Raw genomic sequence first — 15,841 nt, 5'->3', positions numbered from 1 at the left:
GATCCATGAGGGACCACATCGACGACGACGACGAACTGTTCGAGGTGACCGGGAGCGAAGCACCGGCGCGGGGTGCCGACCTGCTCACCCCCGCGGCGTCCACCGTGGTGCGGCGCGACCCGCGCGAGCGGATCCGCTCGAGCCGGCTGGGTCAGCTCGTCGTCCTGCTGGTGACGGCGGCCGTCGTCCTGGGCGGTTGGCAGATCGTCCGGATGCAGGAACGCCAGGACCGTGCCTCCCAGACCGGCGGCGCGACGGTCGTGCGGCTCGACGGAACGTCCCGCGTGCCGCCGCCCGCCCTCGGTCAGCCGGCCACCGACTTCAGCTACACGACGTGGGACGGGAAACGGATCACGCTGTCGGAGCTGCGGGGGAAGGGCGTCTGGATCACGTTCGGCGCCACGTGGTGCACCAACTGCCAGGCCGAGATGCCCGACGTCGAGGCGGCCTCCCGGGCCTTCGCCGACCGCGACGTCGTGGTCCTGGGCATCAACATCCAGGAACCGCAGGACGTCGTCCGCTCCTATGCCCAGCGCGTCGGGCTGACGATGCCGATCGGGGTCGATCCCACGAGCGAGATCGCCGAGGCATACGCCGTGGGAGCCATCCCGGCCCACTACTTCATCGATGCTGACGGGCTGGTCCGAGACATCCGCGTGGGTGGCCTGGCCCCCGCCACCATGACCTCCATCCTCGAGGAGTTGGCACCGTGACCGACCAGAGTGACCCCACCGAACCCGTCCCGGACGAGGCAGACGGCCCTCCCGACACCCCCGGATCACTGTCTCCCCAGACCCCGGCGCAGACGCGCCGGGGCTTCGGTGCGCGTGTGGCGACCCCCTGCGTGGAGTTCTTCCGTCGGTGGACACCACGTCCGAAGACCGTGGGCGGTGCGCTGACGCTCATCTTCGGCACCCTCGCGGTCGGCGTGGCCCTCACGCTGGGCGGCATGGAGGTCGTCCACTACTCCGAGAGCGTGCCGTTCTGCACGCTGTGCCACACGATGGAGCCCCAGGACAAGGCGTACCACGCCTCGCCCCACGCGAGCGTGGCCACCTGCGGTGAGTGCCACGTCACGCCGACGGTCGCGGGCTTCGTGAAGGCGAAGCTGGAGGGCACCCGTGAGTTGAAGAACCTGGTGTTCAACACCTACCCCGTCCCGATCCCGCCGATCGAACACGGCAAGATGCCCAAGAGCACCGACACGTGCACCCACTGCCACCGGGTGTCCTCGCTCGGCGGCAACCTGGGGCCGAACCGGCTCGTCCTGCGCACCACCTACGCCGAGGACGAGAACAACACCCGCAAGGACCTCGCCGTCGTCATGCGGCCGGCCAGGGCCGGCTCCCCGGACGCCCTGGGGGTCCACTGGCACATCGAGACTCCGGTCGAGTTCACGACGACGGACGAGCACCAGCAGTCCGTCGACTCGATCGTCTACCGGGATCCGCGGACGGGGGACGAGCGCACCTTCATCGCCGTCGGCAAGATCCGCGACTCCCACAACGCGGCCCTGGACGTCCAGCGCATGCGCGAGCGTGACCACGTGGTCACGATGAGCTGCATCACCTGCCACAACAGGGTCGGTCACGACATCCCCACCGCCGAGAACGCCGTCGATGATGCGCTGGCCCTCGGCAAGCTCGATCCCTCCCTGCCCTTCCTCAAGAAGAAGGCCGTCGAGTTGCTGCGCGGCCCTTGGGAGAGCAAGGAGAAGGACCTCGCCGAGATCGCCGCGCTGCCGGCGTTCTACGGGGCCGAGTACCCGCTGGTGGCCGAGCAGAGGGCCGATGCGGTCAAGCGGGCCACGGACGAGATCGCGGCGATGTACTCCCAACTCGTCACGGCCGCAATGAGGACCGGCCCGGGCACCTACGCCAACAACCTGGGTCACCAGGCCGGCACCGGCTGCTTCCGCTGCCACGACGGCGCCCACTACGAGGTGGTCGACAAGGTCGTGACCACCACGACGATCCCGTCCATGTGTGACACCTGCCACACGTTCCCGCAGCTCACGGGGCCGGACGCCCCGACCGAGGTTCAGGAGATCTCCGCCATCATGGAGCCCGTCCCGCTCGGCCCGACGCCGACCGACCACAACCAGGGCCTGTTCGCCTTCGGCCACGCGAAGCTCACGTCGTCACTCGACGGCGTCGGCACCAGCTGCGCGGCCTGTCACGCGCCCAGCTACTGCGTGGACTGCCACGCCAGCGGGGCGATCAACGTGGCGCACGACCAGATGCTGTACAACCATGCGACCTCGTTGCGGCTCGCAGACGGACCCAGGGCGTGCGCGGTGTGCCACCAGCCCAACTACTGCGCCAAGTGCCACAAGGGGGACCCCCGTCTCGGTCCGAGCAACTCGCGCTTGGACGGCTCCACCGCCGAGGTGGGGCGGTGACCGCGAGCGCCCGCATGCAGGAGACGTGGCTGTCGGTCCAGGAGGCCAGCGCGATGCTCGGGGTTTCCCCGGCCACCCTGCGCCGGTGGAGCGCCGCGGGCGAGGTGGAGGCGTTCACCACCCCGGGCGGGCACCGGAGGTTCGCGGTGAGCACGTTGAGTGCGTTGCTGGACAGAGGCTGCGGTGACGGCCCGCGATCGGTGGAGGACGAGCCGCTGCCCGAAGGTTTGGCCGGGGGCCTCCTCACCGAGGTGGTGGCGGCGTTCGTCCGGTTCCGCGGGGTGTTCGTCGACGAGGTGGCGGACGCCGCCGTGCGGCACGGCCTCTCCTCGACCGAGGCCATGGCCCTGGTCAACCGGTGCGGCGCGGCCGTCGACACGGCGCTCGCGGACTTCGTCCGGACGGGGGAGGCGGGCCGCGGGGCCTGAGCGTCTCGCGGGTCGAACGGATGCATCGAGGAGCTGGGGACGGGAGTAACATCGTCCCAGCCGTGGTGATCGGACCCGGCCCCGTCCCGTGGAGGTCAGTCGTGAGGCGTCAGTTCGAGCTCGTGCAGCCGATGTGCTGCTGGGCGCGCCTCCACATCGGCATGATGCGGGCGAGCTCCATGTGCTGTCGCGGCTGAGCCGCACGCCCAGGACGCTCGCCGTCCACCCCCTCGCACAGCAACCTCCCTCCTGTCACCACCTCTGAGAAGGAATCCATCTGTCATGCGTATTTCCACGCCTCTCGTCGCTGCCATCGCCGCCCTGTCCCTGACCTTGGCCGGTTGCTCCGCCGGGGCCCAGCCCGCCGCGTCCGGCAGCGCGGGGTCCGACAAGCCGATCACCCTGGGCGTCGTCGGCGCGTCCTCCCCCGAGTGGGAAGTCTTCAAGACCAAGGCGCAGGCCGCCGGCCTGAAGGTCGACATCAAGAACTTCACCGACTACACCACGCCGAACCCGGCCGTCTCCGACGGATCGCTCGACGCCAACCAGTTCCAGCACATCCTGTACCTGGCCCGCTACAACAAGGACAACAACGGCAAGCTCGTGCCGATCGCGTCCACCGCCATCTACCCGCTGGCGCTGTACTCGCAGAAGTACACCTCGGTGGACGCCATCGAGGCCGGTTCCCAGATCGCCGTCCCGAACGACGAGACCAACAAGTCCCGTGCCATTCACCTGCTGGCCTCCGCCGGCCTGCTGAAGCTCAAGGACGGCACCGGCGTCATCGCCGGTGAGGAGGACATCGACGCGGCGGCATCCAAGGTGAAGGTCTCCCCGATGGACGCCCAGCAGACCGTCACCGCCCTCCCGTCCATCGCGGGAGCGGTCGTGAACAACGACTTCGTCAACGACGCCGGCCTGGATCCGAAGTCCGCGCTCGTCGAGGACGACCCGAGCAACGAGGCGTCCCAGCCGTACATCAACGTGCTGGTCGTCCGTGAGGCCGACGCCACCAACCCCAACCTGCTCAAGCTCGGCGAGATCCTGGCCGACAAGGACTTCCAGGCCGCGCTGAGCGAGCAGTCCGCCGACTCGGCCGTCCTGGTCAACAAGACCCCGGAGGAGCTCAAGCAGATCCTCGACGAGGTCACGGCCGACCTCGGCTGAGGTTCCACGTCGCGCATGGCTGAGCCCATCATCACGTTCGACGGCGTGCACAAGGTCTTCGAGGGATCGAAGGCGGTGCACGCCGTCAACGGCGTCTCCCTGGCCATCGAGGCCGGGGAGATCTTCGGCGTCATCGGCTTCTCCGGTGCAGGCAAGTCGACGCTGGTCCGCCTGGTCAACGGGCTCGAACACGCGACGGAGGGCCGCATCGTCGTGGACGGCTTCGAGGTCTCGGCGATGACGGAGAAGGAGTTGCGCAAGGTCCGTCCCGAGATCGGGATGATCTTCCAGCAGTTCAACCTGTTCCAGTCCAAGACGATCGCGGAGAACGTCGCCTACCCGCTGCGCCTCGCGAAGTGGGACGCGGCCCGCCGCAAGGCACGGGTCGCGGAGCTGCTCGACTTCGTCGGGCTCACCGACAAGGCGGACGTCCACCCCTCCCAGCTGTCCGGTGGCCAGAAGCAGCGCGTCGGCATCGCCCGCGCGCTGGCGACCAGCCCGAAGATCCTGCTGGCCGACGAGTGCACCTCGGCGCTGGACCCCCAGACCACCCGCGAGGTCCTCGACCTGCTCCGACGCGTCAACGACGAGTTGGGCGTCACGATCGTCCTCATCACGCACGAGATGGACGTCGTCCGTTACCTGTGTGACCGCGTCCTCATCATGGAGGACGGGCACGCAGTCGAGACGGGGGACGTCTACTCGATCTTCGCCCGTCCGCAGCAGGAGGTGACCCGCCGGTTCGTCCGGACGGCCCTGCGTGACCGCCCGTCCGCCGACGCCCTCGCCCGCCTCGCGCACTCGCACCCGGGGAGGATCGTCACCGTGCCGGTGAACGACGACGCCGGCGCCGCGGGGGACCGGGCCGCGGTCTTCGCCCGCCACGGCGTGGGCGCCCAGCTGGTGTACGGCGGCATCGTCGAGATCTCTGAGCGCCCCTACGGCTCGCTCACCTACGCCCTCGACGGTCCGGACGCCGCGGTGGACGCAGCCCTGGCCGAACTCGGGGCGTCCGGCGGCTACGAGGAACACGACCTGGGGGAGCTGCGATGAAGTTCGACTTCGCCGTCAACGGCCACGTCTTCGCCGAGGCCGTCTGGACGACCCTCTACATCGTCGCGGTGGCGCTCGGCGTCGGTGGTGTCGTGGGCCTGGGCATCGGCGTCCTGCTGTACATGACGCGTCGCGGGGGCCTGCGCCCCCAGAAGGCGCTGTTCACCCTGCTCAACCTGGTGATCAACTTCTTCCGGCCGATCCCGTTCATCATCTTCGTCACGGCCGTCGGGCCGCTGACCCTCGCCGTCACCGGCTCCACGATCGGGACGAACGCGTTCATCTTCCCCCTGGCGATCATGGTGTCGTTCGCTTCGGCACGGCTGGTGGAGCAGTCGCTGGTGGCCCTGGACCCCGGGGTCATCGAGGCGGCGCGCTCGATGGGTGCGTCCACCTGGACGATCATCCGGACGGTGGTGATCCCCGAGGCGCTGGCCCCGCTGATCCTGGCGTACACGTACCTCTTCGTGGCCGTCGTGGACATGTCCGCCCTGGCGGGGATCGTCGCGGGCGGGGGCCTGGGCGCCTTCGCGCTCAGCTACGGCTACCAGCGGTTCGACTGGGCGATCACCTGGATCACCGTCGCGCTCATCGTCGTGCTGGTGCAGTCGATCCAGTTCTTGGGCAACACCCTGGCGCGGCGGGCGCTGCACCGCTGACCCGTCCCTCCCCGCCGAGAGCCTTCCGGTTGCAGCCGAGGACAGGGGTGGCCTTGGTCGCCTCCGGTACGCTCAATCGCGTCCCGAACTCGCGCCCAGACAGGGAGTGGAATGAAAGCACCACGGCTCCTCCGCAGTCCGTTCCTGTGGATCCTCGCCGTCTTCCTGATCGTCATCGTGGGGATGAACCTGTTCTCGGCGTCCAGCCGGTACCAGCAGGTCCCGACGTCGCAGATCATCGAGGCGATCGACGGCAACGACGCCCTGCGCGAGGTCGTCATGGTCGACGGCGACCAGGAGATCCGCCTGGAGTACAAGGACAACGGCGGCGCCCGGCTCCGGGCGAACTGGGTCGGTGACCAGAGCCAGAGCATCATCGAGCGCCTCAACCAGCGTGTGACGGCCGGCACCCTCGACCAGTGGCGCGGCGAGAACCCGGGCAACGGGCTCATGTCGCTGTTGCTGATGGGCGTGCTGCCGTTCGTGCTCATCGGCGCCCTGTTCTTCTTCATGCTGAACTCCGCCCAGGGCGGCAACCGGGTGCTCGGCTTCGGCAAGAGCAAGGCGAAGGTCGCCAGCAAGGACACCCCGCGCACCACGTTCTCCGACGTCGCCGGGTGCGAGGAGGCCATCGAGGAGCTCCAGGAGATCCGTGAGTTCCTCTCCGAGCCCGCGAAGTTCCAGGCCGTCGGCGCCAAGATCCCCAAGGGTGTCCTCCTCTACGGCCCGCCCGGCACCGGCAAGACACTGCTGGCGCGCGCGGTCGCCGGTGAGGCGGGCGTCCCGTTCTTCTCGATCTCCGGCTCCGACTTCGTCGAGATGTTCGTCGGTGTCGGCGCCAGCCGTGTCCGGGACCTCTTCGAGCAGGCCAAGGAAGCGGCCCCGGCCATCATCTTCATCGACGAGATCGACGCCGTCGGACGCCACCGCGGCGCCGGCATGGGCGGCGGTCACGACGAGCGGGAGCAGACCCTGAACCAGCTGCTCGTCGAGATGGACGGCTTCGACGTCAAGGGTGGTGTCGTCCTCATCGCGGCCACCAACCGCCCCGACGTGCTCGACCCCGCGCTCCTGCGTCCGGGCCGCTTCGACCGCCAGATCCCCGTCGAGGCCCCCGACATGAACGGCCGCCTGCAGATCCTGCGCGTCCACGCAGCCAACAAGCCGATGGCCACCGACGCCGACCTGGCGTCGGTCGCGAAGCGCACCCCGGGCTTCACGGGTGCCGACCTCGCCAACGTCCTGAACGAGGCCGCCCTGCTGACGGCCCGCCAGAACCGGCAGTGGATCACCAAGGAGAACCTCGACGAGGCCATCGACCGTGTCATCGCCGGCCCGCAGAAGCGGACCCGCGTGATGAACGAGCGCGAGTTGCTCATCACGGCCTACCACGAGGGGGGCCACGCGCTCGTCGCGGCTGCGATGCCGGGCAACGACCCCGTCCAGAAGGTCACGATCCTGCCCCGCGGCCGGGCGCTCGGCTACACGATGGTGATGCCCGACGCCGACAAGTACTCCCAGACCCGTGGGGAACTGCTCGACCAGCTGGCCTACATGCTGGGCGGCCGTGCCGCGGAGGAGCTGGTCTTCCACGACCCGACGACCGGCGCCGCCAACGACATCGAGAAGGCCACCAAGGTCGCCCGCGCGATGGTCACCCAGTACGGCATGACCGAGAGCATCGGTGCGGTGAAGTTCGGCGGCGACAACACCGAACCGTTCCTGGGCATGCAGGCCGGCATGGGCGGCTCGCGGGAGTACTCCGAGGACGTCGCCTCCCGGATCGATGCCGAGGTCAAGGCCCTGATCTCCACCGCGCACCAAGAGGCCTTCGACGTCCTGGACGAGAACCGTGACGTGCTGGACGAGCTGGTCCGACAGCTGTTCGAGCACGAGACGCTCGACAAGGAGCACGTGGCCCGCGTCTTCGAGCCGCTGAAGAAGCGGCCGCGGCGTCCGGCCTGGACGGGCTCGCCGAACCGGGTGCCGTCCGACGTGCCACCGATCGAACCCCCCGAGCGCAAGGTGCAGGACGCCGTGCCCCCGGCTCCCCAGCCTGTCGGCCTCCCCGGTGGGCCGGGTCAGGGTCCGTGGGGCCAGCAGCCCCCGAGCCAGCCCGGTCCGTGGCAGCCCGGCCCGCCGGTGGGTCCTTGGGGCGCTCCGCCGCCCGGCCCGTACGGCCAGCCGCCGCAGCAGGGCCCCGGGCCCTGGAACCAGCCGGGCGCCTACCCGCCGCCGATCCCTCCGCACCCGCCGACGGGCCCCGGCGAGGGTCCCTACCCGCCCGGGCAGGCGCCCCAACCCCCGCAGGAGCGTTGACATGCCGGTCGACCAGCAGCGTGTGGCCGCGGCGGTCCGGGAGATCCTCCACGCCATCGGTGAGGACCCGGACCGCGACGGCCTCGTCGGCACCCCCGAGCGCGTGGCCCGTGCGTACGCCGAGATGTTCGCCGGGCTCGACCAGGACCCGGCCGACCACCTGGCCGTCACCTTCGACATCGAGCACGAGGAGATGGTGCTCGTGAAGGACATCGAGCTGTGGTCCACGTGTGAGCACCACCTGCTGCCGTTCCACGGGGTGGCGCACGTGGCCTACGTCCCGAGCGCGGACGGCAGGATCACCGGCCTGTCCAAGCTGGCCCGGCTCGTGGACGTCTATGCCCGGCGTCCCCAGGTGCAGGAGCGCCTGACCGGCCAGATCGCCGACGCGCTCGTCGAGCACCTGCAGCCCCAGGGCGTCATGGTCGTCGTCGAGGCCGAGCACCAGTGCATGACGATGCGGGGCGTGCGCAAGCCCGGCAGCAAGACCGTGACCTCCGCCGTTCGCGGCGCGCTCCGCAACGCGGCGACCCGGGCCGAGGCCATGGGCCTCATCATCGGGTGAGCGCGATGGCACGCACGCTCGTGATGGGCATCCTCAACGTGACGCCCGACTCCTTCTCCGACGGCGGCTCGTGGGCCGACGTCGACGACGCCATCGCGCACGGCCTGGCGATGGTCGCCGACGGCGCCGACATCGTCGACGTGGGCGGCGAATCCACGCGTCCCGACTCCGACCGTGTCGACGAGCCGACCGAGTTGGCCCGGGTCGTCCCGGTCGTGCGGGCGTTGGTGGACGCCGGCATCGAGGTGTCCGTCGACACCACCCGGGCCTCGGTGGCGGCCGCCTCGCTGGACGTCGGCGCCACCTGGATCAACGACGTCTCGGGCGGCCTCGCCGACCCGGACATGCTCGCCACCGTCGCCGACCTCGGCGGCTCCTACATCACCATGCATTGGCGCGGGCATGCCCGTGAGATGGGCGAGAACGCCGTCTACGACGACGTCGTGGCGGACGTCGTGCGCGAGCTGGCCGCGTGCCGGGACGCCGCGCTGGCGGCCGGCATCGCGCCGGAGAGGCTCGTGCTCGATCCGGGCATCGGCTTCGCCAAGACCGCCGAGCACAACTGGGCGCTCCTGCAGGGCTGGGACGCGCTGGATGCCCTCGGTTTCCCGTTGCTGCTGGCCGTGAGTCGCAAGCGGTTCCTGGGGACGCTCCTGGGCTCCGGTGAGCACCCGCGCCCGCCGCGCGAGCGCGATGCCGCGACGGCGTACCTGTCGGGGGCGTTCGCGGCCCGCGGCGTCTGGGGGGTGCGAGCCCACGACGTCCGCTCGACGCGTGACGCGATCTCGGTCGCCGAGAGGCTGGCGCGGCGGTGAGCGACGACCACCTCGTCACGATCCGGCTCACCGGCGTCCGGGCGACCGGGTACCACGGCGTGTTCGACTTCGAGCGGCGCGAGGGGCAGGAGTTCGTCGTCGACGCGGAACTGGACGTCCGGCGTCCGAGCCTCGATGACGACCTTGCCACCACCGTGGACTACGGTGGCATTGCGGACGCCCTCGTGGCGGACGTGGAGCGTGACCCGGTCGACCTCATCGAGACCCTGGCCGGGCGCCTCGCCGAGACCTGTCTGGCCGATCCGCTCGTCGAGCGGGCGACCGTCACCGTCCACAAGCCCAACGCACCGATCAGCGTCCCCTTCGGGGACGTCACGGTCACGTGCACCAGGAGGAAACCGTGAACTACCCCGTCGAGCTCGACCTGGACACCATCAGCGGCATGCACCCCCTTCGGCAGATCGTCTTCTCCCTCGGTGGCAACCTCGGGGACGTCCTCGACTCCCTGCAGCGCGCCGTCGACCTCATCGCCTCCACCCCTGACGTCGTGCTCACCGCAGTCTCCTCGGTCTACCGCACCAAGCCGGTCGGCATGACCGACCAGCCCGACTTCCTCAACATCGTCCTGGTCGCCGAGACCATGATGTCGTCCGACGTCCTGCTCGAGCGTGTCCAGACGATCGAGAACTACCTGGGTCGCGTCCGCGAGGAGCGCTGGGGGCCACGCACGATCGACATCGACCTCATCAAGCTCGGCAACCGCGTCCTGGCCGGGGACGAGCTGACCCTGCCGCACCCGCGCGCCCACGAGCGCGCATTCGTGCTCGTACCGTGGCTCGAGGCCGACCCGGCCGCCGAGCTGCCCGGGCTCGGCCCCGTCGCCGACCTCCTGACCGACGTGGACGCCGGCGGCGTCGAGCGCGTCGAGGGCGTGAAGATCCACCTTCCGTGACCGCGGGGCCCACCATCCGACCGACCCGGCCGGTCGCCCTCGCCGGGGCGGCGGCCGCAATCCTGGTCGGCGTGCGCCTGCTGCTGGCCTGGTGGCAGGGCACGGGTGGGTCCCTCCCCATCCCCGGGGTGGCGAGCTGGGCGTCCGTCGTCCTGATCGCCCTCGGTGTCGCCTGGCTGGCCCGCCGCACACGCAGGACGCTGGAGCGGGACCGGGCGGCGCTGGACCCCCAGCAGGCCCTGACGCGCCTGGTGCTGGGCAAGACCTCGCAGGTGGGCGGCGCGCTGCTGCTGGGCGGTTACGCGGCGCTCGCCTGGGCCGCGGCCGACGCCCTGCCCGCGCCGCTGGCGGTGGAGCGCGTGGTGCACGCGGGAGCCGCCGTCCTGGCCGCCCTGGGGTGGGTGCTGGCCGGACGGGCCCTCGAGGCGGCGTGCCGGTTGCCGGACGATCCGGACGAGACGAACCGGGAGGGCGACACCCCGCCCGGCAGCCCGGTCCGCTAGCCTTGAGCGGGTAACCTGTCAGCGTGACCTCTCTGACTTCCCCCTCGCCCCGAACGCGTCGCCGCGTCCTCCTCACCTCCTGCCTCCTCGGAGGCACGGTCGTCTCCCTCGCCCTCATGGTGGCCAACCAGTGGGTGCCGTTCCTGGATTGGGCCGCCGTGGTCGTTGCCCTCGTGGCGGGCTTCCTCGCCACGTGGGCCGCCCTCGTCGAGTTCCGCGAGTGGCGCCTCCAGGCGCTGGCCGAGGCCGCCGAGGCGCGCGCCGCGGAGCGGCTGCGCACCCAGCAGCTCCACGCGGCCCAGCGCGGCGTCCTCACCACCGTGGACGCTCGCATCCAGGCCGTCACCGGCGCCCTGGAGGAGACCCGCACCGAGCTGGATTCCACCAAGGAGGAGCTCGTCGGTACCAAGGTCGCCCTCGGCGAAGCGCGGCAGCAGGTCTCTCGCCTGCGTGGCGACAACCAGGCCCTGCGTGTCGAGAACACGGGCCTGCGCCAGGAGTTGGCCGCCGCCAACGCCCGGGACGCGGACGCCGAGGTCGTCGAGCTCCCGCGCCGTCGGGTCACGGACGGTGCAACCGAATGGGACGCCATCGAGGCCCCGACCGTGGTCGACCTCGACCTGCAGCGTCTCGCGCAGCCGTTCGTCGCCGAGGTTCGGGCGCGTCACGCCAACTGAGTCACACGAGAGAACCCCCGGCCGATGGCCGGGGGTTCTTCTCATTTGTCGAGGTCGCCGGCCACCCAGGGCAGCGAGGCGATGGCGATGTCCAGATCCGCCATCGCCGTCCCCGGCAGCACCGTCGGCCAGGAGGACACGTTGGCGAACGACGGGGTCCGCAGGCGCAGGCGCCACGGTGTCTTCTCCCCCCGCGACGTGACGACCATGCCGGCTCGTCCCAGCGGCGCCTCCACGGCGGCGAGCCAGTCACCCTCGGGCAGTTTCACGACCTTGGGCAGGTGCGCGGTCAACGGCCCGTCGGGCAGCCCGTCGAGCAGGCGCACGAGCATGCCGGCCGACGCCACCACCTCGGCGGCCAGGTGGGCGAAGCGGGCCTGTGCGTCGCCGGTGCTCGGAGCGGGCACGTCGAGCAGGGCGCGCAGGCCGGCCCAGGGCTCCTCGTGCGGGGCGTCGCCGCGGCGCAGGTCCGTCGCCACCCCGGACGCCCGCGCCACCGGCCCCGCCAGGCCGTGGGCGTCCACCACCGTGGGGGAGACGGGGGCGACCCCGGCCCCGAATCCGGCCGAGATGGTCTCGCCCAGACGGGACGCCAGGTCGGAAGCCCGGGCCAGCACGTCGCGCTCGCCGTCCGCCCAACCGCTCGGGAGGTCCGCAGCGACGCCGCCCAACCGCACGACCATGGGGTGCACCCGATTCCCCGTCCAGGCCGCGGTCTGCTCGCGCAGGGTCTCGCGTACGGTGTCGGTGCGCTGCGCGTCCGAGCCCGTCCGGTGGGGGATGAACGAAAGGTGGGCCAGGTGGGAGGCGATGCGTGCATGCTCGGCCCCGACGGCGCGCAACCATCGGGCCCGCGCGGGCACCTCGATGCCGAGGGCGTCCTCGACGAGCCGGGCCAAGGTCCATTCACCGAAGAACGGCGCCTGCCAATCGTGCCGGTTGGCCAGGCTGAGGCCTTGGCGGTAGTCGCGGGCGGTGAGGATCAATTCCGCTCCGCGGTGCAGTGCGCCCGGGGCCGGGTCGGCTGCCGTGATCACGCCTTTGTCATTGGTGAAAACGAATAACTCCAGCATTCCTGCGGACGCCGGGTGTGTCGGACCGAGGTCAATCCGGGCGGCGGTGAATCGGGGATCATCAATTCCGCCGATTCGGAAGAGGGATTGGTTCGGCTTCACGAGATGAATCCTATTTGGCGGATTGATCGAGGGCGACTCGCAGGTATAGATTTGCTGCCGATGTGGGGCGGTACTCGCCCGGCCCGGGTCAACATCATCATTGTGTTGGAAGGAAAACACATGGCGCAACGCGTGCGCATTGAACTCACCGACGATCTCCTCAATGACGGCACGCCCGCCGACGAGACGGTCACGTTCGCCCTCGACGGCGTGACCTACGAGATCGACCTGACCGCAGCGAACGCCGGCAAGCTGCGCGACGGCCTCGCCCCCTGGGTGGCCTCGGGCCGCCGCATCGCCGGCCGCAAGCAGGTCGGCCGCGCCGCAGGCGGCGGCGGCCGCCGCTCCCGCTCGGGCGCCGGCTCGGCCAACGAGATCCGGGAGTGGGCCCGCGCGCAGGGCATGGAGGTCTCCGAGCGCGGCCGCGTCCGCGACGAAGTGCGTGCCGCCTACGAGGCCGCCCACAACTGAGCGGTCCTGTCCAGACGACGGGCGGACGCCCCGGGTGCTGAACCCGGGGCGTCCGCTATGCCGAGGGCGAACACGGAACAAGTGGGTCGTCGGGGGCGTTGACTAGACTGACTGAACAACCGCCCACGTTCCGTGTGGGCGATCCGGCCCGACGGTCGGAGATCAAGGAGAGCTCATGTTCGATCGGTTCACCGACCGCGCGCGGCGCGTGATCGTCCTGGCCCAGGACGAAGCGCGCATGCTCAACCACAACTACATCGGCACCGAGCACCTGTTGCTCGGCCTGATCCACGAGGGTGAGGGTGTCGCCGCGAAGGCCCTGGAGTCCCTCGGCATCTCGCTGGAGGCTGTGCGCGCCCAGGTGGAGGAGATCATCGGTCAGGGCCAGCAGGCGCCCACCGGCCACATCCCGTTCACCCCGCGGGCCAAGAAGGTCCTGGAGCTGTCGATGCGCGAGGCGCTGCAGCTCAACCACCCCTACATCGGCACCGAGCACATCCTGCTCGGCCTGATCCGTGAGGGCGAGGGCGTCGCTGCGCAGGTGCTCATCAAGCTGGGCGCCGACCTCAACCGCGTGCGCAACCAGGTGCTGCAGCTGCTGTCCGGCTTCCAGGGCAACGAGAAGCCGTCCACCGCCGGTGCCCCCGAGGCCCCGCAGCAGCCGGGCAACCAGACGATCCTGGACCAGTTCGGCCGCAACCTCACCCAGGCCGCCCGCGAGAACCAGCTCGACCCGGTCATCGGCCGTGAGAAGGAGATCGAACGGGTCATGACGGTGCTGAGCCGTCGCACCAAGAACAACCCGGTGCTGATCGGCGAGCCCGGCGTCGGCAAGTCCGCCTGCGTCGAGGGCCTGGCCCAGCAGATCGTGCGTGGCGACGTGCCCGAGACCCTGCGCGGCAAGCAGATCTACACCCTCGACCTCGGCGCGCTGGTGGCGGGCTCCCGCTACCGCGGCGATTTCGAGGAGCGTCTGAAGAAGGTGCTGAAGGAGATCAAGACCCGCGGCGACGTCGTGTTGTTCATCGACGAGATCCACACCCTGGTGGGTGCGGGTGCCGCCGAGGGCGCCATTGACGCGGCGTCGATCCTGAAGCCGATGCTCGCCCGTGGTGAACTGCAGACGATCGGCGCGACGACGCTGGACGAGTACCGCAAGCACATCGAGAAGGACGCCGCCCTCGAGCGGCGCTTCCAGCCGATCCAGGTGGCCGAGCCGTCCATCGCGCTCACCATCGAGATCCTCAAGGGCCTGCGTGACCGGTATGAGGCGCACCACCGCATCACGATCACCGACGCAGCCCTCACGGCCGCCGCCACCCTGGCGGATCGGTACATCCAGGACCGCTTCCTGCCGGACAAGGCGATCGACCTGATCGACGAGGCCGGTGCACGCCTCCGTATCCAGCGGATGACTGCGCCGCCGGACCTGCGCGAGATCGACGAGCGCATCGCCGTCACGCGCGGTGAGAAGGAGGCCGCGATCGACGGACAGGACTTCGAGCGTGCCGCGAGCCTGCGCGATGACGAGAAGAAGCTGATCGCCGAGCGCAACAAGCTCGAGGAGAACTGGAAGAACGGCGACGCGGGCGTCCCCCCGGAGGTCGGCGAGGAGGAGATCGCGGTCGTGCTCTCGAGCGCCACCGGCATCCCGGTCTTCAAGCTGACCGAGGAGGAGAGCCAGCGCCTGCTCCAGATGGAGACCGAGATCGGCAAGCGCTACATCGGGCAGGAGGACGCCGTGAAGGCGCTGTCCCGCTCGATCCGCCGCACCCGCGCCGGCCTCAAGGACCCGAAGCGCCCCAGCGGTTCGTTCATCTTCGCCGGTCCGTCCGGTGTGGGAAAGACGGAACTGACCAAGGCCCTGACCGAATTCCTGTTCGGTGACGAGGATGCCCTCATCACCCTCGACATGTCCGAGTACTCCGAGAAGCACACCGCATCGCGGATGTTCGGATCGCCTCCCGGATACGTGGGTTACGAGGAGGGTGGTCAACTCACCGAGAAGGTGCGCCGCAAGCCGTTCTCGGTGGTGCTGTTCGACGAGATCGAGAAGGCGCACCCGGACATCTTCAATTCGCTCCTGCAGATCCTGGATGAGGGTCGACTGACCGACGCCCAGGGCCGCGTGGTGGATTTCAAGAACACCGTCATCGTCATGACCACCAACCTGGGCACGCGCGACATCTCCAAGTCCGTGAACCTCGGCTTCAGCCGCTCCGATGATCCGGTGGGCGGTTACGACAAGATGAAGGCGAAGGTGACGGACGAACTCAAGCAGCACTTCCGCCCCGAGTTCCTGAACCGTGTCGACGAAATCATCGTCTTCCACCAGTTGTCGCAGGCCGACATCGAGCACATCGTCGACCTGATGATCGCCCAGGTGGAGGAGCGCCTGGCCGATCGCGACATGGGCGTCGTCCTGACCGATGCCGCCAAGACGCTGATCGCCAAGCGCGGGTTCGACCCGGTGCTGGGAGCGCGGCCGCTGCGTCGCGCGATCCAGCGCGACATCGAGGACATCCTCGCCGAGAAGATCCTCTTCGGCGAGCTGACCCCGGGCACCATCGTGGTGATCGACGTCGCGCCGGAGGGCTCGGAGCTTCCGTTCTCCTTCACGGGCCAGCCCCGCGCCTCCCTGCCGGACCACGCGCCGGCCGACCTGAGCGGCACGCAGGAGGGCTGACCCCCGACC

At 70.0% G+C, this 15,841-nt stretch carries 17 protein-coding genes; 15 read left to right on the top strand and 2 right to left on the bottom strand.

From position 1 onward, the window contains the following. Positions 1-5: 5 nt before the first annotated feature. Genes AC5YDA_RS10910 through AC5YDA_RS10900 form a run of 3 tightly spaced genes read left to right on the top strand, consistent with a single transcriptional unit; the run spans position 6 to position 2,829 of the window. Positions 6-713 (top strand): TlpA family protein disulfide reductase, encoded by a 708-nt coding sequence (locus AC5YDA_RS10910; RefSeq protein ID WP_496193016.1) that lies wholly within the window; start codon positions 6-8, stop codon positions 711-713. Next, entirely contained in the window at positions 710-2,401 is a 1,692-nt protein-coding gene (locus tag AC5YDA_RS10905) for a NapC/NirT family cytochrome c (RefSeq protein ID WP_496193015.1), read from the top strand. The genes AC5YDA_RS10910 and AC5YDA_RS10905 overlap by 4 nt, the downstream gene beginning before the upstream one ends. Beyond that, complete coding sequence (locus AC5YDA_RS10900) at positions 2,398-2,829, top strand: helix-turn-helix domain-containing protein (protein WP_496193014.1); 432 nt, start codon at positions 2,398-2,400, stop codon at positions 2,827-2,829. Before AC5YDA_RS10905 ends, AC5YDA_RS10900 begins: the two co-directional genes overlap by 4 nt. A gap of 109 nt (positions 2,830-2,938) precedes the next feature. Here the strand turns inward: AC5YDA_RS10900 and AC5YDA_RS10895 are convergent, their stop codons facing one another. Next, on the bottom strand, positions 2,939-3,106 hold the full coding sequence (locus AC5YDA_RS10895; protein ID WP_496193013.1) for a hypothetical protein: 168 nt from the start codon (positions 3,104-3,106) through the stop codon (positions 2,939-2,941). Positions 3,107-3,111: 5 nt separating this feature from the next. Here AC5YDA_RS10895 and AC5YDA_RS10890 point away from each other — a divergent pair, with 5 nt between their 5' ends. From AC5YDA_RS10890 to AC5YDA_RS10845, 10 genes are all read left to right on the top strand, one after another. Beyond that, the gene (locus tag AC5YDA_RS10890; RefSeq protein WP_496193012.1) at positions 3,112-3,996 is read left to right on the top strand and encodes a MetQ/NlpA family ABC transporter substrate-binding protein; all 885 of its coding nucleotides are present in this window, start codon (positions 3,112-3,114) and stop codon (positions 3,994-3,996) included. Positions 3,997-4,011: 15 nt separating this feature from the next. Beyond that, positions 4,012-5,049, top strand: coding sequence for a methionine ABC transporter ATP-binding protein (locus tag AC5YDA_RS10885; protein ID WP_496193011.1), 1,038 nt, complete (start codon positions 4,012-4,014; stop codon positions 5,047-5,049). After that, on the top strand, positions 5,046-5,708 hold the full coding sequence (locus AC5YDA_RS10880; protein ID WP_496193010.1) for a methionine ABC transporter permease: 663 nt from the start codon (positions 5,046-5,048) through the stop codon (positions 5,706-5,708). The genes AC5YDA_RS10885 and AC5YDA_RS10880 overlap by 4 nt, the downstream gene beginning before the upstream one ends. 111 nt (positions 5,709-5,819) lie before the next feature. After that, positions 5,820-8,027, top strand: coding sequence for an ATP-dependent zinc metalloprotease FtsH (gene ftsH / locus AC5YDA_RS10875; RefSeq protein ID WP_496193009.1), 2,208 nt, complete (start codon positions 5,820-5,822; stop codon positions 8,025-8,027). A gap of 1 nt (position 8,028) precedes the next feature. After that, on the top strand, positions 8,029-8,592 hold the full coding sequence (gene folE / locus AC5YDA_RS10870) for a GTP cyclohydrolase I FolE (RefSeq protein ID WP_496193008.1): 564 nt from the start codon (positions 8,029-8,031) through the stop codon (positions 8,590-8,592). Between the two features lie 5 nt (positions 8,593-8,597). Continuing rightward, positions 8,598-9,407, top strand: a complete 810-nt coding sequence (folP, locus tag AC5YDA_RS10865) for a dihydropteroate synthase (RefSeq protein ID WP_496193007.1) — start codon at positions 8,598-8,600, stop codon at positions 9,405-9,407. Further along, a complete protein-coding gene (gene folB, locus AC5YDA_RS10860) occupies positions 9,404-9,772 on the top strand; it encodes a dihydroneopterin aldolase (protein ID WP_496193006.1) in 369 nt (122 codons plus the stop codon). Before folP ends, folB begins: the two co-directional genes overlap by 4 nt. Then, positions 9,769-10,320, top strand: a complete 552-nt coding sequence (gene folK, locus AC5YDA_RS10855) for a 2-amino-4-hydroxy-6-hydroxymethyldihydropteridine diphosphokinase (RefSeq protein WP_496193005.1) — start codon at positions 9,769-9,771, stop codon at positions 10,318-10,320. Before folB ends, folK begins: the two co-directional genes overlap by 4 nt. Further along, positions 10,317-10,823 carry a DUF3180 domain-containing protein gene (locus AC5YDA_RS10850; protein WP_496193004.1) on the top strand — a complete coding sequence of 169 codons (507 nt, stop codon included), beginning with the start codon at positions 10,317-10,319 and terminating at the stop codon, positions 10,821-10,823. The genes folK and AC5YDA_RS10850 overlap by 4 nt, the downstream gene beginning before the upstream one ends. Positions 10,824-10,846: 23 nt before the next feature. Then, the gene (locus tag AC5YDA_RS10845) at positions 10,847-11,500 is read left to right on the top strand and encodes a hypothetical protein (protein WP_496193003.1); all 654 of its coding nucleotides are present in this window, start codon (positions 10,847-10,849) and stop codon (positions 11,498-11,500) included. Positions 11,501-11,541: 41 nt separating this feature from the next. On the opposite strand, the gene AC5YDA_RS10840 is transcribed toward AC5YDA_RS10845, so the two are convergent. Beyond that, the gene (locus tag AC5YDA_RS10840) at positions 11,542-12,537 is read right to left on the bottom strand and encodes an NADH-quinone oxidoreductase subunit D-related protein (protein WP_496193002.1); all 996 of its coding nucleotides are present in this window, start codon (positions 12,535-12,537) and stop codon (positions 11,542-11,544) included. Positions 12,538-12,795: 258 nt separating this feature from the next. On the opposite strand from AC5YDA_RS10840, the gene AC5YDA_RS10835 reads away from it, so the two are divergent. After that, positions 12,796-13,146 carry a histone-like nucleoid-structuring protein Lsr2 gene (locus AC5YDA_RS10835; protein ID WP_496193001.1) on the top strand — a complete coding sequence of 117 codons (351 nt, stop codon included), beginning with the start codon at positions 12,796-12,798 and terminating at the stop codon, positions 13,144-13,146. Between the two features lie 175 nt (positions 13,147-13,321). After that, entirely contained in the window at positions 13,322-15,832 is a 2,511-nt protein-coding gene (locus AC5YDA_RS10830; protein ID WP_496193000.1) for an ATP-dependent Clp protease ATP-binding subunit, read from the top strand. Positions 15,833-15,841: the final 9 nt, after the last annotated feature.

It is taken from the genome of Propioniciclava sp. LT294 (genome assembly GCF_059516005.1).
The sequence above is the reverse complement of the archived record's forward strand: the minus strand, read 5'-3'. Positions and strand labels throughout refer to the sequence as shown.

Excerpts from the sequence above, each read along its gene's own strand:
- AC5YDA_RS10910 (WP_496193016.1), top strand. The coding sequence starts at position 6 with ATGAGGGACCACATCGACGACGACGACGAACTGTTCGAGGTGACCGGG.
- AC5YDA_RS10895 (WP_496193013.1), bottom strand. The coding sequence starts at position 3,106 with ATGGATTCCTTCTCAGAGGTGGTGACAGGAGGGAGGTTGCTGTGCGAG.
- AC5YDA_RS10890 (WP_496193012.1), top strand. The coding sequence starts at position 3,112 with ATGCGTATTTCCACGCCTCTCGTCGCTGCCATCGCCGCCCTGTCCCTG.
- AC5YDA_RS10885 (WP_496193011.1), top strand. The coding sequence starts at position 4,012 with ATGGCTGAGCCCATCATCACGTTCGACGGCGTGCACAAGGTCTTCGAG.
- AC5YDA_RS10880 (WP_496193010.1), top strand. The coding sequence starts at position 5,046 with ATGAAGTTCGACTTCGCCGTCAACGGCCACGTCTTCGCCGAGGCCGTC.
- ftsH (WP_496193009.1), top strand. The coding sequence starts at position 5,820 with ATGAAAGCACCACGGCTCCTCCGCAGTCCGTTCCTGTGGATCCTCGCC.
- folE (WP_496193008.1), top strand. The coding sequence starts at position 8,029 with ATGCCGGTCGACCAGCAGCGTGTGGCCGCGGCGGTCCGGGAGATCCTC.
- folP (WP_496193007.1), top strand. The coding sequence starts at position 8,598 with ATGGCACGCACGCTCGTGATGGGCATCCTCAACGTGACGCCCGACTCC.
- AC5YDA_RS10835 (WP_496193001.1), top strand. The coding sequence starts at position 12,796 with ATGGCGCAACGCGTGCGCATTGAACTCACCGACGATCTCCTCAATGAC.
- AC5YDA_RS10830 (WP_496193000.1), top strand. The coding sequence starts at position 13,322 with ATGTTCGATCGGTTCACCGACCGCGCGCGGCGCGTGATCGTCCTGGCC.